Origin of the sequence: Microvirga calopogonii, from assembly GCF_003347665.1 — a bacterium.
In the GTDB taxonomy this organism is placed as follows: domain Bacteria; phylum Pseudomonadota; class Alphaproteobacteria; order Rhizobiales; family Beijerinckiaceae; genus Microvirga; species Microvirga calopogonii.
Map to the genome: position 1 here is coordinate 40966 of NZ_QDGA01000026.1, position 22691 is coordinate 63656.

At 62.6% G+C, this 22691-nt stretch carries 24 protein-coding genes, 1 tRNA gene and 1 pseudogene; 13 read left to right on the forward strand and 13 right to left on the reverse strand.

Translation table 11 applies throughout. From position 1 onward, the window contains the following. Positions 1-196: 196 nt before the first annotated feature. The 5 genes and pseudogenes from DDF70_RS18895 to DDF70_RS18915 all read left to right on the forward strand — a co-directional run bounded on the left by DDF70_RS18895 (position 197) and on the right by DDF70_RS18915 (position 3775). A complete protein-coding gene (locus DDF70_RS18895; protein ID WP_114946400.1) occupies positions 197-1429 on the forward strand; it encodes an alpha/beta hydrolase in 1233 nt (410 codons plus the stop codon). 204 nt (positions 1430-1633) lie between these two features. Beyond that, a complete protein-coding gene (gene aqpZ, locus DDF70_RS18900; protein WP_114946428.1) occupies positions 1634-2386 on the forward strand; it encodes an aquaporin Z in 753 nt (250 codons plus the stop codon). 147 nt (positions 2387-2533) lie between these two features. After that, positions 2534-2665: pseudogene (locus DDF70_RS38135) on the forward strand (formylglycine-generating enzyme family protein); the annotation flags it as partial. A 174-nt stretch (positions 2666-2839) separates the two neighbouring features. Next, positions 2840-3292: a hypothetical protein gene (locus tag DDF70_RS18910; protein WP_245435557.1), complete on the forward strand. Its 453-nt coding sequence runs from the start codon at positions 2840-2842 to the stop codon at positions 3290-3292. A 6-nt stretch (positions 3293-3298) separates the two neighbouring features. Further along, the gene (locus DDF70_RS18915; RefSeq protein ID WP_114946402.1) at positions 3299-3775 is read left to right on the forward strand and encodes a YidH family protein; all 477 of its coding nucleotides are present in this window, start codon (positions 3299-3301) and stop codon (positions 3773-3775) included. Positions 3776-3898: 123 nt separating this feature from the next. On the opposite strand, the gene DDF70_RS18920 is transcribed toward DDF70_RS18915, so the two are convergent. Further along, entirely contained in the window at positions 3899-4117 is a 219-nt protein-coding gene (locus DDF70_RS18920) for a hypothetical protein (RefSeq protein ID WP_114946403.1), read from the reverse strand. A 181-nt stretch (positions 4118-4298) separates the two neighbouring features. On the opposite strand from DDF70_RS18920, the gene DDF70_RS18925 reads away from it, so the two are divergent. Then, positions 4299-5849: an arylsulfatase gene (locus tag DDF70_RS18925; protein WP_114946404.1), complete on the forward strand. Its 1551-nt coding sequence runs from the start codon at positions 4299-4301 to the stop codon at positions 5847-5849. Between the two features lie 103 nt (positions 5850-5952). On the opposite strand, the gene DDF70_RS18930 is transcribed toward DDF70_RS18925, so the two are convergent. The 3 genes from DDF70_RS18930 to DDF70_RS36675 all read right to left on the reverse strand — a co-directional run bounded on the left by DDF70_RS18930 (position 5953) and on the right by DDF70_RS36675 (position 9440). Next, on the reverse strand, positions 5953-6585 hold the full coding sequence (locus DDF70_RS18930) for a response regulator (RefSeq protein ID WP_114946405.1): 633 nt from the start codon (positions 6583-6585) through the stop codon (positions 5953-5955). A gap of 128 nt (positions 6586-6713) precedes the next feature. Further along, positions 6714-8798 (reverse strand): sensor histidine kinase, encoded by a 2085-nt coding sequence (locus DDF70_RS18935; protein ID WP_114946406.1) that lies wholly within the window; start codon positions 8796-8798, stop codon positions 6714-6716. Between the two features lie 255 nt (positions 8799-9053). Further along, the gene (locus DDF70_RS36675; RefSeq protein WP_162820494.1) at positions 9054-9440 is read right to left on the reverse strand and encodes a DUF6455 family protein; all 387 of its coding nucleotides are present in this window, start codon (positions 9438-9440) and stop codon (positions 9054-9056) included. A 157-nt stretch (positions 9441-9597) separates the two neighbouring features. Here DDF70_RS36675 and DDF70_RS18940 point away from each other — a divergent pair, with 157 nt between their 5' ends. Both DDF70_RS18940 and DDF70_RS18945 read left to right on the forward strand, forming a co-directional pair. Beyond that, positions 9598-10551: a carbohydrate kinase family protein gene (locus DDF70_RS18940; RefSeq protein ID WP_162820495.1), complete on the forward strand. Its 954-nt coding sequence runs from the start codon at positions 9598-9600 to the stop codon at positions 10549-10551. Beyond that, the gene (locus tag DDF70_RS18945; protein WP_114946408.1) at positions 10548-11471 is read left to right on the forward strand and encodes a pseudouridine-5'-phosphate glycosidase; all 924 of its coding nucleotides are present in this window, start codon (positions 10548-10550) and stop codon (positions 11469-11471) included. The genes DDF70_RS18940 and DDF70_RS18945 overlap by 4 nt, the downstream gene beginning before the upstream one ends. 3 nt (positions 11472-11474) lie before the next feature. On the opposite strand, the gene DDF70_RS18950 is transcribed toward DDF70_RS18945, so the two are convergent. After that, a complete protein-coding gene (locus DDF70_RS18950; RefSeq protein WP_114946409.1) occupies positions 11475-12386 on the reverse strand; it encodes a histone deacetylase family protein in 912 nt (303 codons plus the stop codon). Positions 12387-12414: 28 nt separating this feature from the next. Next, entirely contained in the window at positions 12415-13305 is an 891-nt protein-coding gene (locus DDF70_RS18955; RefSeq protein WP_114946410.1) for an MYG1 family protein, read from the reverse strand. Positions 13306-13728: 423 nt separating this feature from the next. Here DDF70_RS18955 and DDF70_RS18965 point away from each other — a divergent pair, with 423 nt between their 5' ends. Beyond that, complete coding sequence (locus DDF70_RS18965; RefSeq protein WP_114946411.1) at positions 13729-14031, forward strand: hypothetical protein; 303 nt, start codon at positions 13729-13731, stop codon at positions 14029-14031. A gap of 115 nt (positions 14032-14146) precedes the next feature. Beyond that, positions 14147-15157 (forward strand): ribonuclease Z, encoded by a 1011-nt coding sequence (locus tag DDF70_RS18970; RefSeq protein WP_114946412.1) that lies wholly within the window; start codon positions 14147-14149, stop codon positions 15155-15157. A gap of 4 nt (positions 15158-15161) precedes the next feature. Here the strand turns inward: DDF70_RS18970 and DDF70_RS18975 are convergent, their stop codons facing one another. Continuing rightward, positions 15162-15626, reverse strand: a complete 465-nt coding sequence (locus tag DDF70_RS18975) for a DUF2726 domain-containing protein (protein ID WP_162820496.1) — start codon at positions 15624-15626, stop codon at positions 15162-15164. A gap of 141 nt (positions 15627-15767) precedes the next feature. Here DDF70_RS18975 and DDF70_RS18980 point away from each other — a divergent pair, with 141 nt between their 5' ends. Both DDF70_RS18980 and DDF70_RS39025 read left to right on the forward strand, forming a co-directional pair. Continuing rightward, the gene (locus DDF70_RS18980) at positions 15768-16478 is read left to right on the forward strand and encodes a L,D-transpeptidase (RefSeq protein ID WP_114946414.1); all 711 of its coding nucleotides are present in this window, start codon (positions 15768-15770) and stop codon (positions 16476-16478) included. 196 nt (positions 16479-16674) lie between these two features. Next, a complete protein-coding gene (locus tag DDF70_RS39025; protein ID WP_342633931.1) occupies positions 16675-17778 on the forward strand; it encodes a peptidoglycan L,D-endopeptidase MepK in 1104 nt (367 codons plus the stop codon). 15 nt (positions 17779-17793) lie between these two features. On the opposite strand, the gene DDF70_RS18990 is transcribed toward DDF70_RS39025, so the two are convergent. Then, on the reverse strand, positions 17794-18225 hold the full coding sequence (locus DDF70_RS18990) for an RNA polymerase sigma factor region1.1 domain-containing protein (protein WP_114946416.1): 432 nt from the start codon (positions 18223-18225) through the stop codon (positions 17794-17796). 167 nt (positions 18226-18392) lie between these two features. Then, positions 18393-18650 (reverse strand): hypothetical protein, encoded by a 258-nt coding sequence (locus tag DDF70_RS18995; protein WP_162820497.1) that lies wholly within the window; start codon positions 18648-18650, stop codon positions 18393-18395. Positions 18651-18772: 122 nt separating this feature from the next. Here DDF70_RS18995 and DDF70_RS19000 point away from each other — a divergent pair, with 122 nt between their 5' ends. After that, positions 18773-20740, forward strand: a complete 1968-nt coding sequence (locus DDF70_RS19000) for a PhoX family protein (protein WP_114946418.1) — start codon at positions 18773-18775, stop codon at positions 20738-20740. Between the two features lie 119 nt (positions 20741-20859). Here DDF70_RS19000 and DDF70_RS19005 read toward each other — a convergent pair. The 4 genes from DDF70_RS19005 to DDF70_RS19020 all read right to left on the reverse strand — a co-directional run bounded on the left by DDF70_RS19005 (position 20860) and on the right by DDF70_RS19020 (position 22275). Continuing rightward, positions 20860-20936, reverse strand: a tRNA-Asp gene (locus DDF70_RS19005). Between the two features lie 146 nt (positions 20937-21082). Next, on the reverse strand, positions 21083-21307 hold the full coding sequence (locus DDF70_RS19010) for a hypothetical protein (RefSeq protein ID WP_114946419.1): 225 nt from the start codon (positions 21305-21307) through the stop codon (positions 21083-21085). Between the two features lie 35 nt (positions 21308-21342). Then, positions 21343-21846: a peptide deformylase gene (locus DDF70_RS19015; RefSeq protein ID WP_114946420.1), complete on the reverse strand. Its 504-nt coding sequence runs from the start codon at positions 21844-21846 to the stop codon at positions 21343-21345. 33 nt (positions 21847-21879) lie between these two features. Further along, positions 21880-22275, reverse strand: coding sequence for a VOC family protein (locus DDF70_RS19020; protein WP_114946421.1), 396 nt, complete (start codon positions 22273-22275; stop codon positions 21880-21882). Positions 22276-22691: the final 416 nt, after the last annotated feature.

The window sequence follows — 22691 nt, forward strand, 5'->3', positions numbered from 1 at the left end:
TGCTGTCCAGACCACGGAGCGGAAGGCTGCAATCCCTCACTGCCGCGAGACATCATTCGCTCGCGGAAATCCGAAATTTGCCCGCTCCCGCTCGACAAGCGAGGCGACCTGATGAAGATTTGGCCGGACACAACACCCGGGGAACGCGAACCACATGCGACAGTCAGGACGAGATGACGGCGGGAACGCGTTCACCATGGGAGAGCGGAACAAGATCAAGTCCTGCATCATGGCCGCCGCCGTGGCATTCGGCCTCGCCGGATGCGCCAGTCCAAAGGGCGTTCTGCTCCCCGTGGCCGAGACGGTTCCCGGCGCGAGCACGGTCGACATGCTGGTCGCCACGACCCGCATGCGGGCACAGGACCCGCAGGAATTCTATTCGGGCGGCCGTGGGCCCGAACTGTCCTTCGCCGAGTTCACGGTCTCGATCCCGCCCGAAGCCAACCGCGTTGCCGGCGAGGTGCAATGGCCGCAGAGCGTCCCGGGTAATCCCGCCACGGATTTCGTGACCTTGAAGGCAGACATCATCGACCGGAAACAGGCGACCGCCTGGTTCAACCGCACCGTCCGAACCGTGCCGCAGCGGCGCGTGCTCGTGTTCATCCACGGCTTCAACAACCGCTTCGACGATGCGGTCTTCCGCTTCGCCCAGATCGTGCACGATGCCGGCACGCCCGTGGTGCCGGTGCTGTTCACCTGGCCGTCGCGCGGCAGCGTGCTGGCCTATGGCTACGACCGGGAGAGCAACACCTATTCCCGCAACGCCCTCGAGAGCACCCTGCGGACGCTGGCGAGCGATCCGGGCGTCGGAGAGATATCGATCCTCGCGCATTCCATGGGCAACTGGGTCACCCTGGAGGCCCTGCGCCAGATGGCGATCCGCGACGGCCGCGTGGCGCCGAAGATCCGCAACGTGCTGCTGGCCGCTCCCGACGTGGATGTCGACCTGTTCCGCGAGGCGGTGCTCGACATGGGCAAGACTCGCCCGTCCTTCACCCTTTTCGTCTCCCAGGACGATCGGGCCCTCGCGCTCTCCCGGCGCCTCTGGGGCGATTCGGTTCGGCTCGGCGCGATCGACCCGGACCAGGAGCCCTATCGCAGCGAGTTGGACAAGTCCGGCATCACAGTCCTGAACCTGTCCAAGCTCAGCACCGGCGACCCCCTCAACCACTCCAAGTTCGCCGAGAGCCCCGAGGTCGTGCGGATGATCGGCCGGGAGCTGGCCGAAGGTCAGACCTTGACGGATGCCCGCGTCGGCATCGGTGACAGGATCATCCAGGTCACGGCGGGGGCAGCGGCCGCCGTCGGCACCGCGGCGGGTCTCGCGGTCTCGGCCCCGGTCGCAGTCGTCGACCCGCGGACGCGCGAGAACTTCCAGGGGCAGGTGGAAGGCCTTGGACAGGCCGTGTCGGGAACGCTTACTCCGTAGCGCATCCCTGTTCCTACTCCGAAGAATACTCTGTTTCGGTATTTTCCTGATCGCCCCTCAGGTGTTCTCCTAATTCCGCTTTCGGACCGACTCCCTAAGCTCAGTCCTATGGGATCGGATCTTGCGCGAGGCGACGTCGGTCTACGGTCGACGCGGCTCGAAGGCTCCGGCACGTCTGCCCGCGCCGACACGAAAGAGGACACCATGGATCTCCACAACAGTCACAACATCCACAAATGCGTCGCCGAGGGCATCGGCACGTTCTGGCTTACATTCGGCGGCTGCGGCAGCGCGGTCATCGCCGCGAGCTTTCCGCAAGTCGGGATCGGGCTGCTCGGGGTCTCGCTCGCCTTCGGCCTCACCGTGCTCACCATGGCCTATGCCATCGGCCACATCTCGGGATGCCACCTCAACCCGGCCGTGACGGTGGGCCTTGCAGCCGGAGGGCGCTTCCCGAAGCAGGACATCGCGCCCTACATCGTGTCCCAGGTGATCGGAGCCATCATCGCGGCCTTCGTGCTCTATCTGATCGCCTCCGGCGCACCCGGCTTCGATCTGTCGAAGGGCTTTGCCGCCAACGGCTACGGCGCCCATTCGCCCGGCCAGTACAGCCTGATCTCGGGCTTCGTGGCCGAGGTCGTGCTGACCATGATGTTCCTGTTCATCATCATGGGCGCGACCCACGGCAAGGCGCCGGCGGGCTTCGCCCCGATCGCCATCGGTCTGGGACTGACGCTGATCCATCTCGTGGGCATTCCGATCACCAACACCTCGGTGAACCCGGCCCGCAGCACCGGGCCCGCCCTCTTCGTCGGCGGCTGGGCGCTGGCTCAGCTCTGGCTGTTCTGGGTGGCGCCGCTCATCGGAGGAGCGCTGGGCGGTGTGCTCTATCGCTGGCTCAGCGAAGAACCGTCCGCGCAGGTCACGGGCGTCACGCCACCGGCACCGGCCGAGTGAGCGCCCCGCCTCGATCCATCCTGAGCCGCATGGCATGAGGACGATGAGCCCATGAGCTTCGCCGAACCCGACACGACGGAAGCGGTTTCGTCTCGTGGAGATGCTCCGGCTCCGAACATGGTCTGGATTGCCTGCGCTGCGTTCCGCCTGGGCTCGCACCTCTGCGCCCCGAGCTTGTGCCGCTGCTACCGTGCGGCCGCACACCATTCGCAGCCGGTCGACACCTCGACGAGCCATGTCGGCTTCCGGTGCGTCGTCCGACAGAGGAGCACATCATGAGCTTGCATCGGCCCGACCTGGCTACGCCGAAGAAACCAGCGCCCAAGTTGACCTGACATGACCAGCAAAGAGCCTTGCTCAAGCGCATGAATCGAGGAGAGGCTCGTGGCGGACCGGACGGCCCAAGCGACATCCCGAAGTGCCAGATTGATAGCGTGGTTCGCGATTGCGCTTATGGCTGTCCTGATCATCCTCGGTATCGTCTGGTATGGCATTTCGGCCGATGTGGAGCGACGGATCTGGCACAACATCGTTGAGCGTCCGCACGGCCCTATGGCGTTCCGGTTCCTGCTTCAACCGATCATGGCCTTCATTGCAGCTCTGCACGACGGAATCCATGACGCGCGGCTCGGACGTCCATCCTATTTCCGCACGATCGTGCACGATCCCGGGCGGCGCACACAGCGGATCCGCGAAGGCTTCCTGTCGACGGGCCGCATCATCCTGCTCGGTCTAGGGATGGACGCGGTCTACCAGTATCAGGTCCTGAACACGTTCTTCCCTGGCGAAATGGTCCTGACGGCGCTTCTGCTCGCCTTCGTTCCCTATTTGCTCCTGCGGGGCATCATAAGCAGGACCGCGCGCTGGTGGATCCTCCGGCATCCGCAGTCCGCCCCTTTGAGGTGATGCATCATGGACCCGGTCGTCTCAAAGCCTCCCGTCGATGGTCACTCAGCCTCAGATACGATATCGGTCGAGTTGTCGTCACGGCGCACCGGCATGTCGTTCCAGCGCACCCGCATGAGCGCCGACCGAACCTTGATGTCCGTGATCCGCACGTCACTGTCGCTGATCAGCTTCGGCTTTACGATCTATCAGGTCTTCGAGAAGCTTAGGGAACAGCAATTGCTGACCGGGGCCGGGCCGGCGCGGAATTTCGGCGTCGCTCTCGTGGCACTCGGCATTGCGATGTTGGTGATCGGGATCGTCTATCACGTTCAGTTCATGCTCGGGCTGCGCAAAGAGCGCACTGCGATGAAGGTCGCGGGCCTTATCCGCGCGGAGAGCAAGTTTCCGCCGTCGCTGACGCTGATCACAGCCATCGTCCTTCTACTGATCGGTATCGCGGCCATCGTGAGCATGGTCTTCCAGGTCGGGCCATTCGGTTGAGGAGAGATTGGTCCGTCCCCTTGAAACGCCTCAACATTCAAGGAGCTATTCATGGCACCGCAGGCTCGAGAGCCTCCAGAAACACACTCCAATCCAGGATTGCGCCTGAGGCCTACGATGTGCCTACCACCCGGCCCATGGGTTGAAGTTGATCACGTGCGCCAACGAGGCAAAAGGTCTGCTGCAGGCCAAGTGATAGTCGCCCGTCAGACCCTTCGTCCCGTCGGGATCGTTCTGAAACTCCACGCGCTTCACTGGATCGTCCGGCAGGATCGGCCGTCTGCAGGCTTGGCACGAAGGGCCATTCCAGCCGCCATAGGAAAACTTATCGTCGAGAAACACGCCACTCTCCAAACATATCACGCGCCTCGACCGTACCGGGACGTGCTGCCGCCGGCTGCTATGCGAGGCCGATTACCAGATGCCGACAACGTTGCGTCACGTCTCTTGTTCCGGTCTTCCGAATTTCCATCGGGAGGAAAGCAGCCAAGCACGTCAACGCCTTACAAGGAGGAGCACCGTCATGGCCAAATCGCCTAAAGACCGCAAGCCCAATATCCTGGTCATCTGGGGGGACGATATCGGCATCTCGAACCTGAGCTGCTACTCGCATGGCCTGATGGGTTACCGAACACCCAATATCGACCGCCTCGCCAAGGAAGGCATGATGTTCACCGATTCCTACGGCGAGCAATCCTGCACGGCAGGGCGCTCGTCCTTCATCACCGGGCAGAGTGTCTATCGCACCGGCCTGTCGAAAGTCGGCATTCCGGCGGCGCCCATCGGCATGAACGACAAGACCGTCACGATCGCGGCGCTGCTCAAGGAGCAGGGTTATGCAACGGGGCAGTTCGGCAAGAACCATCTCGGCGACCTGAACCACATGCTCCCGACCAATCACGGCTTCGACGAGTTCTTCGGCAACCTTTACCACCTCAATGCCGAGGAAGAGCCGGAGATGTACGACTATCCGAAGAAAGAGGACTTCCCCCATTTCCGAGACATGTTCGGTCCACGCGGCGTCATTCATTCCTGGGCGACGGACAAGGACGATCCGACCGAGATGCCCCGCTGGGGCAAGGTCGGCAAGCAGAAGATCGAGGATACGGGCCCGCTCAACAGGAAACGCATGGAAATCTGCGATGAGGAATTCGCGGCGGCGGCAAAGGATTTCATCAAGCGCCAGACCGATGGCGGCACGCCGTTCTTCGTATGGCTGAACACGACGCACATGCACTTCATCACGCACACCAAGCCTGAGAGCCTGGGGCAGGCCGGGCGCTGGCAATCGCCCTATCACGACACCATGGTCGATCACGACAAGCTCGTCGGCGATGTGCTGAATTATCTCGACGAACTCGGCATCGCCGACAATACTTTCGTGATGTACTCGACCGACAACGGGCCACATCGGAACACCTGGCCGGATGGTGCGACAACGCCATTCCGCAGCGAGAAGAATACCAACTGGGAAGGTGCCTTCCGCGTGCCGCTGCTCGTACGCTGGCCAGGCAAGATCGAGGCCGGATCGATCTCCAACAGCATCGTGCAGCACCATGACTGGTTGCCGACGTTCCTGGCCATGGCCGGCGCTCCGGATGTCGTGGAGAAACTGAAGACTGGCTACGAGGCCATCGGGCGGACCTACAAGAACCACATCGACGGCTTCAACCTGCTGCCGTACCTGACCGGCGAGACGAAGGAGGACCCACGGAACTTCTTCTTCTACTTCAGCGACGATGGCGACATGCTCGCCATGCGCTATGACAATTGGAAGCTCGTCTTCATGGAACAACGCATGCAGGGCACGCTGGGGGTGTGGGCGGAACCGTTTACAAGGCTGCGGCTTCCCAAAATCTTTAATCTCCGTACCGATCCATACGAGTTTGCCCCGATCACCTCGAACTCCTACTACGACTGGATGATCCACAATGCCTACTTCATCTACGCCGCCCAGGCGGCTGCGGCGAAGTTCGCTGAAACCTTTAAGGAGTTTCCGGCCGTTCAGAAACCGAACACCTTCACGGTCGACGACGCCTTGGCGAAGATGTCCGAGGGAGCAAGCGGCGACTGAACGGGTAGGCCGGGCGGCGATCGTGCCGCCCGGCAACCCGGCGGACGGATCGAAACAGAGATCTTGGAATGACGGAGTGGACGTCATCCTTCGATGGATTGCATCAAGGCTCGACCAGTTTGTTACGGATCGCATACCGGACCAGGGTGGCGGTCGAATTGACGTTGACCTTGCGCATGGCCGAGGCTCGATGGCTTTCCACGGTCTTCAGGTTGAGACCCAGGATCTGGGCCACCTCCTTGTTGCTGTGGCCCTCCGCGATGAGCTGAACCACGCCCCGTTCCCGCGCCGTCAGCACGCCCTCGGTGGCGTGTCCCTGTGACAGGAAGGCATTCAAAAGCGCTTCGGAGACGCGTCCCGTGAAGAACGGCTTGTGCTGTGCCAGGGATTCGACGGCCGCAATGAGGAATTTCCTGGCATCGGACTTCAGCAGGTAGCCGCGAGCTCCGGCTTCGAGTGCTTCCCTCAACAGCAGCTCGCTCTCATGCATCGTGAAGATCAGAACTTCCGTCTGTGGCCGAACCGCGCGGATCTCCCGCGTCGCATCCACACCGTTGAGGGAGGGCAGCTGGTAGTCGAGAATGGCAACGTCGGGTCTGGTCTCGGCGACCAGCTCGACCGCTTGGCGGCCGTCTTCCGCCTCGGCGACGACCTGCCAACCGGATTGGCTGCTCAGGATGGCATTGAGGCCGGAGCGAACCACATCATGGTCGTCGGCAATCAGGATGCGCGTCATGGCCGGTTGCGCCCTCCCCACAATGAATTTTTATAGCCCAAAAGCTCGACGGTGGAATCGGGGAAAACCCTGAAAGTCGCCTGGTGGATTCCCCCATGAGACCGCTTACCACCTTACCCGCGTCATCCTTATGCCTCGAGCGCCACTATCGTCTTTGGTGTGCGGCGAGGCGCAGCCGCCCGGATGATCGTGCCGCGTCGGCCGCTGCGGATCCGGAGGCTGCCACCGAACTGACCGAGGCGGATGCGCATACCCGGGATTCCGACACCCAGGCTGGCCTGCCGCGCGCCCATCTCTCCTGGATGTCCCCGCATTCCCCGCCCGTTATCCGCCACGGACAGGATCACCTGATCGGATGTCAGGCGCAGGTTGAGGACAACCTGGGACGCATCGGCATGGCGATGGACATTCGCCAAGCCTTCCTGAACGATGCGGAAAAGGGCGCGCTGGAGATCGACCGATAGCCCGTCGGCAGCCGCATCGAACCGCAGGATCGTCTGCAGGTCGGTCCGCCTTGCAAAGCCTTCGGCAAAATTCTGGACCGTGCTCACGAGGCCGTCGTTTTCCAATCTGGGCGGATGAAGCAGGTACGTGAAGATGCGCAGTTCCTTCAGGGCCTCCTCCAGCGAGCGGTCGATCTCGTCGAGGACGCGACGCCCGGAGGGAGGCAGGCGGAAACTTCCGACCTGCATGAGATTGAGGCTGACGGCCACGAGATGCTGCGCGGTCGAGTCGTGCAGCTCCACGGCGATCCTCTCTCGTTCCTCCTCCTGAACGGTCAGCAGGCGCTCCGACAGGGTGTTGATCTCGGCCCTGACGGCGGCAATCTCGGTAATGTCCTCGTGGGCCACGATAGTGCGGGACAGCTCGCCCGCAATGAAGCGGGTCGCCCGCATCTGGAACCAGCGCGGCCGGTCCGGACCGTCGCACCGGTACACGTCGCGATACTCCGGCGTCCGCCCGGTAATGACCGCTGCAAGACCGTCGTGGATCTGTCCGACGGCCGGGTCGGCCTGGCGGGCATGAACGCAGACATCGAGATAGCTCAGTCCGAGACAGCAGGACGGGCCGGTATAACCATTGTCCCTGGCGAACCGCCGCCATGCCTCATTCACGGAAACGATCGTTCCCACTTCGTCCAAGACCGCGATGTGAGCCGACAGCGCATCCAGCGAAGCCTGGAGGAACTCTCGTTCCCGCATGATCGAAAGCCGGGCTTGGCGTTGTGCCCTGGTCGACACCACGACCTTCAGAGTTCCGGCCAGCGTGACGCTCCTGATCGCAACGCCGGCCGAGGCGATTCCCATCAAGGCCAGAGCCATCCCCGTATACCAGAGCCATCGGTGGGCCGAGTAGCTCGGTCGATCGATCAGGACCGCCGGTACCGTCGTCAGGACCGTGTAGCCGGTGCTTCTGGAGTGTTCGAATGACACGAGCATGCCACCACCGTCTCCATCGACGTCGAAATGCCCGTTCCGCTCACCACGCGCCAAAGCGGCGGCCAATCGTGGGCGCAGGTGCGAGGCCAGTGGCAGATCGGTCTCGTTCCATCTCACCTGCTGCAGGTTGCGGTCCAGGATGAACACGGTCCAGCCGGCCGGCGGGCTGGTTTCGCGGATGATCTTGCCGAAATACGCTTCGGGAACGGCGAGGGTCAGGATGCGTTCGCCGTCCCGTGAAGAACTTTTCAGCCGCAAGCTCACCGCAATGATCCAGTCTCTGGTCAGAGGCGCATAGAGGCGCCCGGAGACGAAAGAGCCGTTGTTCAGGGACGGCTGCACGTGCTGATCGACGAACGGGAACAGGTTGATGGGAGGCAGGTACCCTCCATAGGCGAAAGCCGAACTGAGGAGCACACGCTCGCGGGTCCAGAGGACGAAGCGGGACCCATCGGGATGGGGCGTTGCCAGGAGTTGCGTGTGGAAGGAAGCCAGATCGCCGGCCGCAAGAAGTGACGATGCTTCAAGCTCCTTCAGGACGCTGCCGAGAGCCTCTGTCTCGCGTTCGAGAGTCCGGCATGCTGCCGCAGACACCGACAGGCCACGTTGCATGACATCGCGGCGAGCCTGAACAACATTCCACCAGATGATGGAGGCAGCCATGAGGAAAAACAGGCCGAAGGCGACGGCAGCCGCGAGGACGATCCGATTACGGGTTCTGGTCGATGAGGCTCCCAACGCAACACGAGGCTCGGCCGCAGTCGCAGCGGGCATATCACCTCCCTCGCAGGAACGGCCCGCCGGCCTCGCCGGGATGTCTCTCCGCTCCCGGAGAGATCTAAGGGTTAGCCCATAAACGCGAAGCGCGGCCGGTCACAATGTCTTGCAAACTCGCGTACTGGTACAAGTTCGCCCCTCTGGCCCCTGCAACAGACGAACATGAGAATAAACATATGTTAGTCGCAGGATGAAGACCCGACCTCGCCGATACTCCTTCTGAGATGGTGCTGGGCCCTACCTCAGGCGCGCTCAGGCACCCAAAACATTCGTGCCCTGCAGCTCCCGCAACCCCTCGGCATTCGGGCAGTATTCGCCATAATGAGCGGGCGCCCGTTCCCGGGCGAGATCGTCCCGGCATCGGACCGCCGCCGTGCATCCCGAGCAGGTCAGGCTCATGTCGCGCATCAGCGCCGCATGGATGTGCCTCACATGCTCGGCGTCGAGCGAAAGAGCATTCATGAGGCGTGGAAGCTCCTGCCCTGCCTCGGGATCCCGCGCGACGAGAATGGGAAGCATTTCCTCAGACACTCCGATATCCCGGGCCAGGGCGTCCCTCTGCTCGCGGTCGAGGGAGTCGAGTTCACGCGCCCGCATCCAATTCGATTTCCATCGCCTGATCGCCGTTCCCAGATCCATCACTGCCTCCATGTCGTCAGCCGATCCTAGCCGTGCGCCCGGCCTCGGCTTTGATCCAGCTCAATCTGGCGGCGCACCGGGTCGTCGCAGCCATTGCGGCATGGCCGGCCTTTCGGCATACCGTTCGAGCAGGATGGTCGAAGGGTGGATTTCAGTCATGGAGCCGGGAGCAAGCAGGATCGTCTGCATCGGCGGCGCGGCCGTGGATCGCAAGTACCGCGGCATGGCCACAATCCGGCCGGGAACCTCCAATCCCGTCGTGTCGGAACGCTCGTTCGGCGGCGTCGCCCGCAATGTGGCGGAGAATATCGCACGGCTTGGGATCCCCGTGTCCCTGGTCTCGATCGTCGGCGACGACGACAACGGCCGCGCCCTGGTCCAAGACCTGAACCGTATCGGTGTTGACACCCGGTCGGTTGCCCTGTCCGACTCGCAAGCGACGGCGGAATACGTGGCCGTGCTCCAGCCCGATGGAGAACTCGCCGTCGGGCTTGCCGACATGGCGGTCCTCGACGGCATCACCCCTGCCCTCTTGCACCAAATACGGCCTGATTTCGGATCAGCCTGGATTTTCGCCGATTGCAACCTTCCATCCGCGACCTTGCACGAACTCATCGCAGCGGCCCGGCAGCAAGCACTGATGCTCGCCCTGGACGCGGTTTCGACGCCAAAGGTAGCACGTCTGCCGCAGGATCTGAGTGGCATCGGCGTGTTCTTCCTCAATCTCGACGAGGCCCGAGCCTATCTCGACCGGCCCGAGATTCCGCCGGAAGCTGCCGCACAGGCACTGCTCGCCCTTGGAGCGGAACAGGTCATCCTGACGCTTGGGAGCAAGGGGCTCATCGCGGCGGATCCTTCCGGGATCGTGACAATCGATGCGATCAAGGCCGAGATCGTCGATGCGACCGGGGCGGGAGACGCCCTGATTGCCGCTACTCTCGTGGCTTTGTCGAGGGACGCCTCCCTGGCCGACGCCGCCCGGCTCGGCACTGTCGCTGCGGCCCTGACTGTCGAGAGTCAGGTCAGCGTTCGGCCTGATCTATCCCTTGCCTTGCTGGATTCCACCTTGTCGCCTAGATCAGGTCCAATGTTCGAACGGAAGCCCTCATGAAGCACGACATCGCCGGCCGGTTCCTCGATATCGCTCCCGAGGTCCGGGCTACGCTCGCTGCAGGCGGGGCGGTCGTCGCCCTCGAATCCACCATCATCACCCATGGCATGCCCCATCCGCAGAACGTCGCCACGGCCCGTGAGGTGGAGGCTGTGGTGCGCGAGAACGGCGCCGTTCCGGCCACGATCGCGATCATCGAAGGGCGCATCAAGGTCGGCCTTTCGGACGCGGAGCTCGACTGGCTCGGCACGGCCAAGGACGTCATGAAGCTGAGCCGTGCGGATCTGCCTTATGCGGTCGCCTCCGGGCGACATGGGGCGACGACGGTGGCCGCCACGATGATCTGCGCCCATCTGGCCGGCATCCGGGTCTTCGCCACCGGCGGTATCGGCGGCGTCCATCAGGGCGTCGAGGACACGATGGACATATCTGCCGATCTCGACGAACTCGCCCGCACGCCCGTGGCGGTGATCTGCGCCGGCGCCAAGGCCATCCTCGATCTGCCGCGCACCCTCGAATATCTCGAAACCCGCGGCGTGCCCGTGGTCGGCTACCGGACGGATCGCTTCCCGGCCTTCTGGAGCCGGACGAGCGAGCTGTCCGTACCTCTGCGCCTCGACAGCCCGGACGCGATAGCCGATCTGATCCGCACGAAGGAAGTCCTTGGCCTCGACGGCGGCGTTCTGGTTGCCAATCCCGTCCCTGTCACGGACGAAATCCCGGCCGACGAGATGAAGAGCTTTATCGACGCGGCCCTGGTCGAGGCGAAAGTCCGCGGCGTCGTCGGAAAGGCCGTGACGCCATTCCTGCTGTCGCACCTCTTCGAGAAGACGGCCGGTCGAAGTCTTTCGACCAATATTGCCCTCGTGAAGAACAATGCCGCCCTGGCCGCGCAGCTTGCGGTGTCGCTGACGCGCTGAGCGCTATTCCCTCTCGCTCCAGGCGGCCATCGCCTCGAACACGATGGCATGACGCCGGGCAAGAGCGTCGATATCGGCGGAATATCCGCCACCGACGACGGCGACGAGGGGGATCTGCCGGCTGCGGGCCTGTTCGATCACGTAACCATCACGCCGGCGCAGGCCCTCGTCCGAGAGGCAGAGCCGCCCGAGCTTGTCGTCCCGGTGCGGATCGACGCCCGCGTTGAAGAAGACGAGATCCGGCTCGATGGCATCGAAAAGACGCGGCAGGTGCGCCTGGAGGGCTTCGAGATAGGCATCATCCTCCATGGCATCGGGCAACCCGACATCGAGGTCGCTCGGGATCTTGCGGACCGGATAGTTCTTCTCCGCATGCATGGAAAAGGTGAAGAGATCCGGCTCATCGCGCAGGCAGTCGGCGGTGCCGTCGCCCTGATGCACGTCGAGATCGACAATGAGCGCGTGTCGGATCGCGCCCTCGGCATGGAGCGCCTTGGCCGCAATGGCGACATCGTTGAAGACGCAGAAGCCCGCCCCGGTCTCCCGCTGTCCGTGATGGCTGCCGCCGGCCGTGCTGCCTGAAAGACCGTGCTGCAGGGCCAATCGGGCTGCAAGCAATGTCCCGCCGGCGGATGCCCGTGCACGACGGACCACGCTCTCGCTGACAGGAAGGCCGATCCGCCGCTCGATCTCGCGAGGAACGGAGCATGCGAGGACCTGGTCGACATAGGCGCGGTCGTGAGCCAGCGCGATCAGCTCAGCCGACGCCTCCTCCGGTTTGACGAAACCGTCGGGTGCCAGCCCAATCTCCGCGACGACCTCTGCGAGGCGTCCATATTTCCGCATGGGAAAGCGATGACCGTCCGGCAGGAGGGCCTCGTAGGCGGGATGATAAACGATCGGCACCTGCTTCATGGCTCAACCCTGTCGGATGAGGCCTGGACTATTGACCGGCGGCAATTGCCTTCTCCGCCAGCCGAACGGCGGATTCCCGCGAGCGCGCCCCACAGATGAACCCGCTCGGGTGACAAAAGACCCCATCTTCGATCCCGGCCACTTGGGAAAATTCCTCGTCCTGCAGGCCGCGCCACGCTTCCGGTAGGCACAACCTCTGGCCGAAGGAGCTGGGTTCAGGCGGGACCGTGCGGCAGTACCAGGCCGTTGCATCCTCGTTCGGGTAGATGATGAAAAGCAGGTCACGCAGACCGCCCTCGAAGACAGCCTTTTCCCAGGGCAGTTTATGATTGAGAACGATGATGCGGGGGTCGGGCGCCTTCCTGGCAGCGGCCAGAACCAGGGATTGCGCCTGGGCTTCCGCGTGAGCCTGCCGGCATGCCCGGATCAGAATGCCCCTGGCGAATTCGGCCGCCTCGAGGAAAGCGTCGTCGTAGGACTGGTCGCTCGCCCAGGTGGGATTGAAGGCCTCGATCAGGAGTGAAAGGTGGCCCTGGCTGACCGAAGCCACGCCGTTGTCGGCTTGGTCGATGGCAAGGATGAAGCTGGTATCGATGTCCTGCCAGACAGCATCCAGCAGGTCCTCGTCGATCCCTGGAATGAACCTCGGCAGGGCGTTGCGCCCGAAATCGCGCCAGATCAGGCCGACCGAGCTGTAGGGCGTGTCGTCTGGCCGCCGTGGAAGATCCCGCATGTGATGGTCGTAGCGCCCGCGCGCCACATCGTAAGCACCGCCGACATCGAAGACCAGATCTGCCGTCTCGATGAGAGCGGAATCACGGGTTCGCGCAAACTCGAAAGGCCCCAGCGCCTCCCGCAGAATGGCGAAGGCGAAGACATCGTCGGCATGAAACGTGCCGCTATGGGTTACAACCTTCATACCCTTCTTACCGACCACATTCGGCCACTCCTGACCCGTATTGTATCGTTATCCGCGATAACAGAGCTACCCGAAGAAGATAAGCGCCTGCAATCACATCCTTTATGGTGACAGCCACATCGCCTGAATAACCTGTCAGGCATCGCTTGACCTTTCCATCGTGGCAAGGTCCAGCCCTTCGGGCCCTAAAAGAGAGGATCCCGATCATGGATCGCGGACGTGATCCGGGAACAGGAGCGGGAAATCGCCGAGATGCGGGACTGGCTGAAGAAGAAGGGCGTCGAGTAGGCGGAACTCGACGCGTTTACGACCGGGCCAACGTCCCGCCGTTTTCATACCGCTTCATGTGCAGAACCTCTGCCACGAACGTGCAGGGTCGAGCGTTTACGAGTATCCCTTGCGGGCGAATGGAAAGGAAGAATCATGTTCACGCTCACCATCAGCGACAAACCTGTTGCCATCACCAATGCCGAGGAGGACGAAGCCCGCGAACTCCTCATGAGCGAGGATTTCAAGGACGACCTCAAGGTTCTGGAGAGCGAGGGTGCTCCCTTGTGGGACGGGTTCGCGACCCTCACCGTCCGGCCTGCGACGGAAGTAGAAAAGAACGAGTTCGAGAGCGCCGACTTCGACGAGGACGAGGATGACGACGATGGGGAAGAAGGCCCCTACATCATGTTCCTGGTCGATGTGACCGATCCCGACGAGGTTGAGGAAGAGCCCTGAGGGGAGTTATCCTAAGCCTGCCCGACCGGTAGGCTGCAAAAAGAGGGCGGGCCCGGCTTCATGGGCCCGCCCTCTGCGCATCGGAACCAGTCGAAACCGGAACCGTTGGCCCGAAATGAGTTGGCTTGTTCAACCCCGTCTCGTGAACGATCCTTTCAGCGATCCGGGCCTCTATCTCGATTTCCGGTACGGCCGCCGGGCCATCCTCTTCGACCTCGGTGACGTGAGCGCACTCTCGTCCCGCGAATTGCTGCGGGTCAGCCATGTCTTCGTCTCGCACACTCACGTAGATCACATGGCGGGTTTCGACCGGCTGTTCCGGCTGTGCCTTCATCGCCCCATCCCTTTGGTCCTCATCGGCCCGCCGGGCTTTTCGGCACAGATCGAGCATCGAATCCGAGGCTTCACCTGGAATCTCCTGGATGAAAACTCGGTCGACTTCTGCCTGAGAGCCATGGACTATGACGGCACCTTCCTGACGCAAGCCGCCGAGTTTCATGCGCGCGAAGCCTTTGCCAGGCGTGAGATCGAGCCGCCCGGGTTTCCCCCGGGCATGGCCTGGATGGAGGACGAGTTCAGGATCGAGGCCGTGGCTCTGGATCATGGCATCCCCTCCCTCGCCTTCGCCCTGAAGGAAGTTCTCCAGGTGAATGTGTGGCGCGGCGTGCTGGACGGGCTGGACCTGCCTCCGGGACCATGGCTCAACGAGGCCAAGCGCGCGGTTCGCCTCGGCCTGCCCGACGATCATCCCGTTGCGGTTCCAGGAGGAGAATGCATCCGCCTCGGCGCCCTAAAGGGCCAAGCCTTGCGCATTGCTCCGGGACAAGCGGTCGCATACGTGACGGATGCTGCGCCCCATCCAGAAAACCGCGCCAAGATCCTTCAGCTCGTCCGTCAGGTCGACCAGCTCTTCATCGAAGCCGTCTTCCTGGAGCGCGACCGCGCCCTCGCGGTTGCGTCACTTCACCTGACGGCTTGGGAGGCCGGGGCCATCGCCCGCGATGCCGGTGTCCGATATGTCACGCCGTTCCACCATTCGCCCCGCTATCTATCGGAGCCGAATGCCCTTCGGGAAGAGGTGCTCGAGAGCTTTCACGCCGACGAACGGAAGGCGATGCCTGCGTAGATCCCTAGTGAGGCTGGAACACGGCCTCGTGAATTTGCCGTGGATCGGGCCTGCGGTTCGAACTGAACCGGATGACCCGATAGCCGCATGACTTCAGAACCTTGTCGCGTTGTGCATCCTTCCGGGCATCGTGGGAGCGGTCATCGAGTTCGACAATGGCAATCACATCCAAATCGCGAACGACCACCCAATCGACGCGCGTGTTCGAGATCCTTTTGAAGGCGATCCAGAAGGCGCGGCTGCCTTCCTTGGCATCGGGCCGGACGAGAGCCAGGATCGGAACCTGGGGCCAGATCTGGCAATCGGGACACGCCGCGAGGAGGCGCTGATAGAACTCCCTCTCGTTGTCCGTCATGATCGAGCCCCGCCGATAGCGCGGCTTGCGGGTCCAGAAGAGAACCAGAATGAACAGGATGCCGAGCAGCCCGACACCGGCGAACCACGACCAGGAGAGGTTTTCGATCATCATCACAAGCTGCCCCTGCCCTGCGCTCACATCCATTTGAACGGCCAGGCTTTCGTTGTCTTCGAAGCATAGCAGCTACCATGAAACCGACACGGAGGGTCCTGCGTCTACTTATTGTCGAGTTAAGAATGCCGGGAGTGCACAATGGACCTCAGCCGCCGAACCTTCATGCTCGGAGCCTCAGCCGCTGCCGCCGGCGCCGCTCTGCCCATCAACAGCAGCCTTGCGCAGTCGGTGCGCGATGCATCCGCCTATCAACGTATGTACGGGCCCATCGATGATGATCTCTTCCCCGTCCCTGGCATCCAATTGTCCAGGATCAATCCGGCCTTCCTCCGGCGCGTCGTGGAATATGAGACTGCGGAGGCACCCGGAACCATCGTGATCGATCCCCGGTCCCGTTATCTCTACCTCGTCATGCGCGACGGCATGGCCGTCCGCTACGGGGTCGGGGTGGGCCGGTCGGGGTTCAGCTGGTCGGGAACCGCCACCATCCGCGACAAGCAGGAATGGCCGGATTGGTATCCGCCAAAGGAGATGCTCGGGCGGCAGCCGGAACTCATGGAGCAGATGGGCGAATTGCCCGGCGGTCCCGGGATGCCCGGCGGCCCCGGCAATCCACTCGGAGCCCGCGCCCTTTATCTCTGGCAGGGCAACAAGGACACCCTCTATCGCATCCACGGAACCTTCGAACCCTGGACCATCGGCACCAATGTTTCATCCGGCTGCATTCGCATGATCAACCAGGATGTGATCGACCTCTACAACCATACGCCGACCGGAACGAAGGTGGTTGTCCTATCCTCCCCGTCGAACCGGCCGAAGCGCAATCAGACCACCGCGCAGGTCTATTAAGCGAAAAGGTACGGTTTGCGCCTATTTTTGCCATGGTTAACGGCCACACGTCGCTCAAGGGACGCGGGAACCAATAACCATGGCGCGAATTTTCGCCCGATCCGAACGATCGGATGACGGATGCAGGACGCTCTCTGCATCCGTACGCAGATATTTGCCAAACAGGAAGAGCGCTTCGTACCTGGCGTTCGGTCTGTTGGGTGCGGCTTCTTTTCTCCTGATCGCCACGGCCCGCATTGAGGACGCTGCCGCCTTTGGAGACACCCGCACCCTCAGCTTCTATCACACCCATACCCGGGAAAGCTTGACCGTCACCTTCCGGCGCGACGGGCAATACGACTCGGGTGCCCTGCAGCAACTCAACTGGTTCCTGCGGGACTGGCGCGTCGAAAAGCCGGCGCAGATGGACCCCCGCCTGTTCGACATCATCTGGGAAGTGTACCGGGAATCCGGCTCGTCGCAGCCCATCAACATCATCTCAGCCTACCGGTCGCCGGAAACCAACGGCGCCCTGCGTCGCCGCTCCAGCGGGGTCGCCGAGCACAGCCAGCACATGCTCGGCAAGGCCATGGACATTCGCCTGCCTGACGTGGACACGGCGCGGCTGCGCGCCATCGCCATGAAGATGCAGTACGGCGGAGTGGGCTATTATTCGTCCTCCGCGTTCGTCCATGTGGACACCGGCAACGTTCGAGCCTGGCCGCGCATGACCGAGCAGCAGCTGGCGCAACTGTTCCCCGACGGGAAGACCGTTCATCTTCCCTCCAACGGCAAGCCGCTTCCAGGCTACGAGCTGGCGAAGGCCGAGATCCTGCCCCGCAACGCCGCCCTGGCCACGCAGGCCTCCGCCGGCGCCGGCCCGTCCATCGGCAACCTGTTCGCCAATCTATTCGGCCGCAAGAACGCCGCACCGCAGCAGGCGGAGACCTCGGCGCCAAGCACATCGACTATGGTCGCCTCGGCTGATCCCGAGAGCGTCAAGGAGGTCCTGACGGCTGCCATTCCCCTTCCGCCTCAGCGTCCGGCGGAGATCAAGCTCGCGGCAGCCCGCATGCCGGACACGGCGTCGGATGCATTGGCAGCCATCGTCTCCGCGCCGGCCCCGAGGATCGTTCCCGAATTGAAGCCCATTCTCGGATATGACGCGACGGCCGCGGCGAAATCACTGTTCGACCCGAGGACGGCATTCCTCGATCTCGGCTTCGCATCGGAGACGAAGAACGAGCTCAGCGTCACGCATTTCAGCGGTCCGGCCGTCAAACCGCTCCCCATCCTGAGCGATGCTCGGGCCGAACTCTGAATTCTACGCTTTTCGTCAGACGCCCAGCATCTTGACGATGCCGACCAGCAGCGCAAGCACGACGAGACCTGCTACGGCGACAGCCCAATGGACCATCCGGCTCTTCCGACCTGCAGGTTCGACGGCCTTGGCGTTAGATGCCGCTGCCTTCTGAAGAGGTGCCTTGCGCTGCTTCATCCGGGCGGCTGCGGCACGATCCGGGAAGGGAATGATTTCGGCGCTTCGGACAGGACCTGGGCTCGGCTTCGCATTCGGGGAAACGAGGCTGTCGTCCAATTCGACTGGAACGCCGGTCTCCTCGAGCTGAACGACGATGAGGGCTATGTCCTCCGCGCTCATGGATGCGATTGGCAGATTGTCTTCGAGATCCCGGTTCGTGAGATGACCTTGCTCGCGTCCGAGGGCGATCAAGCGATCCAGGGTGTTGCTGTCTAGCGCCGGCTGCATGAGGGCACGACCCCATTTCGTCTGGTGGGCGGAGAGGCGGCCAAAGCCGCTTCGAGGAGCTTCGGCGAGCTAACGCGACAATAACTCCAGATGTTGCACCCGGAAATTGCCCGACGAGCAATTTTGACGGGGCTTTAGCCGTAAGTCGAATGGCGAGCGACGGGTGCCTAATTCTTCGTCGCGCCGGAAGCCTCCTGCAGGGCGGCCTTCTCCTGCCTGACCTGTTCGGACAATTGCTCGGCGATGGCGACGAGCTTTCCGGCCATCATATGCTTGCCCTGCAGCTCGACCTGGCCGGCCAGCCCGACCGTCAGGAGGGACTCGAAGACCAGATCGGCCGGGATGCCTTTCCGGATCAGATCGATGGCGACTTTCTGCCATTGATCTGACAATTGCTCTCGGAGTGCGGAAATATCATTGCTCATTGCCTAACCATATACGATCTGTCCCGGGATGTCCCCATCTGAACGCGCGTCGACGGGACTGTCACCAAGCTTACATAGAACCGTTCTAACTCGGCTCTGTCCCAAGTGACGGAGAAGCCGATATGGACGAGCACAAGGCCCGACTTCGCGCAAGCGATCTGGAAGATTCTGGCGATGTCGGGGTGAACCCGACGCACAACCTCACCATGGGCGAGATCATCGCCACACGTTTCAACCGCCGCGACCTCCTGCGCGGCTCTCTGGCCGTTGCGGCGATCTCCGCGACCGTCGGCACGCGCGCTCTGGCGGCCAACGAGCAGCCGGCCCAAAAGGGCACTGCGGCGTCCTTCGACTTCAAGGAGATCGAAGCAGGCGTCGACCAGACCCATCACGTGGCCGAAGGCTACGACGCGAAGGTGCTGCTGCGCTGGGGCGATCCGCTCTTCCCCGGCACTCCCGAGTTCGACCCGCAGAACCAGACGGCGGAACGCCAAGCCCGCCAGTTCGGCTACAACACCGATTTCGTCGGCTATATCCCGATCGATGGCTCCAGCGACCACGGCCTCCTCGTGGCAAACCACGAATATACCAACGAAGAACTGATGTTCCCCGGCGTCGGCGTCCAGGATGCCAAGGACGTCGCTTTCGCGAAGATGACCAAGGAGCTGGTCGATATCGAAATGGCAGCCCATGGCGGCGCCGTGGTCGAGATCCGTCGGGTGAACGGCGAATGGCAGGTGGTCAAGGATTCCAAGTACACCCGCCGCATCACCGCCGAGACGCCCATGGACATCACCGGCCCGGCCGCCGGTCATGACCGCATGAAAACCTCCGCGGACGCGACCGGCCGCAAGGTGCGCGGCATGGTCAACAACTGCGCCGGCGGCGTCACGCCCTGGGGCACCTGGCTCAGCTGCGAGGAGAACTTCAACGGCTACTTCTGGGGTGCACTCGGCGACACCCATGCCGAGGCGAAGAACTACAAGCGCTACGGCATCGGCACACCGGCCTATGCCTGGGGCAAGTTCCACGACCGCTTCGACCTCGCCAAGGAACCGAACGAGGCCAACCGCTTCGGCTGGGTGGTCGAGATCGATCCGTTCGATCCCAACTTCGTGCCGAAGAAGCGCACCGCGCTCGGCCGCACCAAGCACGAGGGCGCTGCCGGCATCACCAACAGCGACGGCCGCTACGTGATCTATCTCGGCGACGACGAGCGCTTCGACTACGTCTACAAGTTCGTCACCGCCGGCAAGGTCGACACCCGGAACCGGGCGGCGAATTTTGGGCTGCTCGACGAGGGCACGCTCTACGTCGCCAAATACAACCCGGACGGCAAGGGTACATGGCTGCCGCTGGTGCACGGCCAGGGACCCCTCACCGAGGCGAACGGCTTCAAGAGCCAGGCCGACGTGCTGATCGAAACCCGCCGCGCGGCGGATCTTCTCGGCGCCACCAAGATGGACCGTCCCGAGGACATCGAAGCCAATCCCCAGACCAACCGCGTCTACGTCATGCTGACGAACAACACGCGCCGCAAGGAAGACCAGGTGGATGCCGCCAATCCGCGGGCAAACAACGCCTTCGGTCACATCGTCGAGATGATGCCGGAGGGCGGCGACCATGCCTCGACGGCCTTCACCTGGGAAGTGCTCGTGAAATGCGGCGATCCATCCGTGGCATCGGTCGGCGCGACCTTCTCGTCGGAGACGACCAAGAATGGCTGGTTCGGGATGCCCGACAACTGCGCCGTCGACAACCAGGGACGCCTCTGGATCTCCACCGACGGCAACAATGCCAAGGCGACAGGCCGCGCAGACGGTTTGTGGGCCCTCGAAACGGAAGGCGAAATGCGCGGCACGTCCAAGCACTTCTTCCGGGTTCCTGTCGGAGCGGAAATGTGCGGTCCGTTCTTCACGCCGAACGACGAGACGCTCTTCCTGGCCGTGCAGCATCCCGGAGAAGCGGAAGAAGGCGCTCCCGCGAGCTTCGACAATCCGATCACCCGCTGGCCGGATTTCAAGGACGGGATGCCGCCCCGCCCCTCCCTGCTCGTCGTCACGAAGAAGGGCGGCGGCAAGATCGCCTGACTATCTGACCCGAGCTTAAATGATCAAGAGCGCAAAGGAGCCCGTCGCGGCTCCTTTGTTCTTTCGAAGCCATACCGAATTTTCGTGGATCGCGAGCCACCATCGCGGCATGAGGAGAGTGGCGCGGGCGACGGGGCTCGAACCCGCGACCTCCGGCGTGACAGGCCGGCACTCTAACCGACTGAGCTACGCCCGCGCATTTCCTCGCATCGCCTGCTCAGTGAGCGTTTCTTGCGATGGAGGCGCGCAAGTACCGGTGAATGCGCGCGCTGTCAAATGGTGTTTGGTTTATCCCCAGGTACTCCGGTTCTCAGGAGACGGATGGGCATCAAGGACAGGAACCTAATCCCTGGTGCTGATCGAAAAAACCTCATGGCCGGCACCGTTCAGAACGCGCACGGCCTCGACCTCCGGATCACGGGATTGCGGACGGCGGGCGAGCGAGAAAACCTTCAGGGCACGCTCCTTTGCCTTGTCGAGCGAGTCGGTGCGCACCATGATCCGGCGGATGACACCTCCGCCCGCCTCTTCCGAGGCCACGGTTTCAATACGATAGATTTCGAACACAGTTTACAAACTCCAACATCTGAGCCCCTCCACCATCAGGCCCTGATGCGATGGAGCTTTTCGAACCGCTTGATCAGGCGATCCCGCTTCAACCTCGACAGACGATCGATCCAGAAGATGCCGTCGAGCTGATCGATCTCGTGCTGGAGGCAGACGGCCATCAGCCCTTCTGCCTCCTCCTCGTATTCCTCACCGTCGAGCCCCCGGTAGCGCACCCGTACCCGGGCATGACGCTCCAGTTCATCGGTGACGCCCGGCATCGAGACGCTCCCCTCCACATGACGCATCATATCCGGGGAAAACCAAACGATTTCCGGATCGACATAGATGTGAGGCTCAGGATCGGATTCCAACTGGATGACCACGACCCGCCGGAGGATGCCGACATGCGGCGCCGTGATGCCAATGCCGGGGGCCGCGTGCATGGTTTCCGTCAGATCCCAGGCGAGCGTCCGCACATCCTCGTCAATGGAGCCGACAGGCTCCGCCTTCCAGCGCAGGCGAGGATCGGGAAAGCGGAGGATCGGACGGATGGCCAAGCGGGATCTCTCAAACAGGCTTTATAGTTCAGGCTACTTATAGCGGCCGCCGCGCTGGAGCACCTCGATCTTGTATCCGTCCGGGTCCTGCACGAAAAAGAACCGCGCTGGAGGCTTGCCCTCGCGCATCAGCTCCTTGAGAGGCGTGGGATTCAGGCCAAGTGTCTCGAAACGGGCATGCTCCGCCCCGAGATCGTCCACGGAGAACGCCAGATGCCCGTAGCCGTCGCCGAGCACATAAGGTTCGGCCCGGTCGTGGTTGATCGTCAGCTCCAGCTCAAACTCGCTATCGCCGTTGCTGAGATAAACGAGCGTGAAGCTCTCGAACGCCAGCCTCTCCGCCACCGTGAGACCGAACGCCTTTTCATAGAACGCGAGGGAGCGTTGCTCGTCGAGCACCCGGATCATCGAATGGATGGCCTTGGCCATGGAACAGCACCTCTTCGGCATCGGTCGCTCCACCGGTCAGGCGGAAGACCTGGAAAAATCCAAAACGGGTTCGGGAGATAACAGGGGCAACAGATGAACGGAAGAGCGGGAGAGCGGAACCGATCAAAGAAGCCTTCAAGGATCAAAAAAATGCCTTCCCTGGCTGGGCCAGGGAAGGCAAGTTCGGGAGGAAGAAACGCTGACTGCCCGGCCTCAACAACCGCAGAGCGGGATTGTTACTCGGGTGCGGCGTTCGACCACACCTGATCTCGGTAATCCAGAAGGCGAGTGAGAGCTTCGAACATGGCGCAATCAAGGAAATTTGATGCCTGCCAAGGTTCGAGAACGACATTTCCCAAGGAACATTGATCAAGCTGAACGCTTGGTTTGGTACGGAGGCACCATTCCCCGCAACC

What these genes read in the sequence shown, in the direction of transcription:
- DDF70_RS18980 (WP_114946414.1), top strand. Translation starts at nt 15,768, where the DNA reads ATGGACCTCAGCCGCCGAACCTTCATGCTCGGAGCCTCAGCCGCTGCC.
- DDF70_RS18975 (WP_162820496.1), bottom strand. Translation starts at nt 15,626, where the DNA reads ATGATGATCGAAAACCTCTCCTGGTCGTGGTTCGCCGGTGTCGGGCTG.
- DDF70_RS19000 (WP_114946418.1), top strand. Translation starts at nt 18,773, where the DNA reads ATGGACGAGCACAAGGCCCGACTTCGCGCAAGCGATCTGGAAGATTCT.
- DDF70_RS18915 (WP_114946402.1), top strand. Translation starts at nt 3,299, where the DNA reads ATGGACCCGGTCGTCTCAAAGCCTCCCGTCGATGGTCACTCAGCCTCA.
- DDF70_RS18995 (WP_162820497.1), bottom strand. Translation starts at nt 18,650, where the DNA reads ATGAGCAATGATATTTCCGCACTCCGAGAGCAATTGTCAGATCAATGG.
- DDF70_RS18950 (WP_114946409.1), bottom strand. Translation starts at nt 12,386, where the DNA reads ATGAAGCAGGTGCCGATCGTTTATCATCCCGCCTACGAGGCCCTCCTG.
- DDF70_RS18895 (WP_114946400.1), top strand. Translation starts at nt 197, where the DNA reads ATGGGAGAGCGGAACAAGATCAAGTCCTGCATCATGGCCGCCGCCGTG.
- DDF70_RS18935 (WP_114946406.1), bottom strand. Translation starts at nt 8,798, where the DNA reads ATGCCCGCTGCGACTGCGGCCGAGCCTCGTGTTGCGTTGGGAGCCTCA.
- DDF70_RS18925 (WP_114946404.1), top strand. Translation starts at nt 4,299, where the DNA reads ATGGCCAAATCGCCTAAAGACCGCAAGCCCAATATCCTGGTCATCTGG.
- DDF70_RS18955 (WP_114946410.1), bottom strand. Translation starts at nt 13,305, where the DNA reads ATGAAGGTTGTAACCCATAGCGGCACGTTTCATGCCGACGATGTCTTC.
- aqpZ (WP_114946428.1), top strand. Translation starts at nt 1,634, where the DNA reads ATGGATCTCCACAACAGTCACAACATCCACAAATGCGTCGCCGAGGGC.
- DDF70_RS18990 (WP_114946416.1), bottom strand. Translation starts at nt 18,225, where the DNA reads ATGCAGCCGGCGCTAGACAGCAACACCCTGGATCGCTTGATCGCCCTC.
- DDF70_RS18965 (WP_114946411.1), top strand. Translation starts at nt 13,729, where the DNA reads ATGTTCACGCTCACCATCAGCGACAAACCTGTTGCCATCACCAATGCC.
- DDF70_RS18970 (WP_114946412.1), top strand. Translation starts at nt 14,147, where the DNA reads ATGAGTTGGCTTGTTCAACCCCGTCTCGTGAACGATCCTTTCAGCGAT.
- DDF70_RS18945 (WP_114946408.1), top strand. Translation starts at nt 10,548, where the DNA reads ATGAAGCACGACATCGCCGGCCGGTTCCTCGATATCGCTCCCGAGGTC.
- DDF70_RS18930 (WP_114946405.1), bottom strand. Translation starts at nt 6,585, where the DNA reads ATGACGCGCATCCTGATTGCCGACGACCATGATGTGGTTCGCTCCGGC.
- DDF70_RS19020 (WP_114946421.1), bottom strand. Translation starts at nt 22,275, where the DNA reads ATGGCCAAGGCCATCCATTCGATGATCCGGGTGCTCGACGAGCAACGC.
- DDF70_RS36675 (WP_162820494.1), bottom strand. Translation starts at nt 9,440, where the DNA reads ATGGATCTGGGAACGGCGATCAGGCGATGGAAATCGAATTGGATGCGG.
- DDF70_RS18940 (WP_162820495.1), top strand. Translation starts at nt 9,598, where the DNA reads ATGGAGCCGGGAGCAAGCAGGATCGTCTGCATCGGCGGCGCGGCCGTG.
- DDF70_RS18910 (WP_245435557.1), top strand. Translation starts at nt 2,840, where the DNA reads ATGGCTGTCCTGATCATCCTCGGTATCGTCTGGTATGGCATTTCGGCC.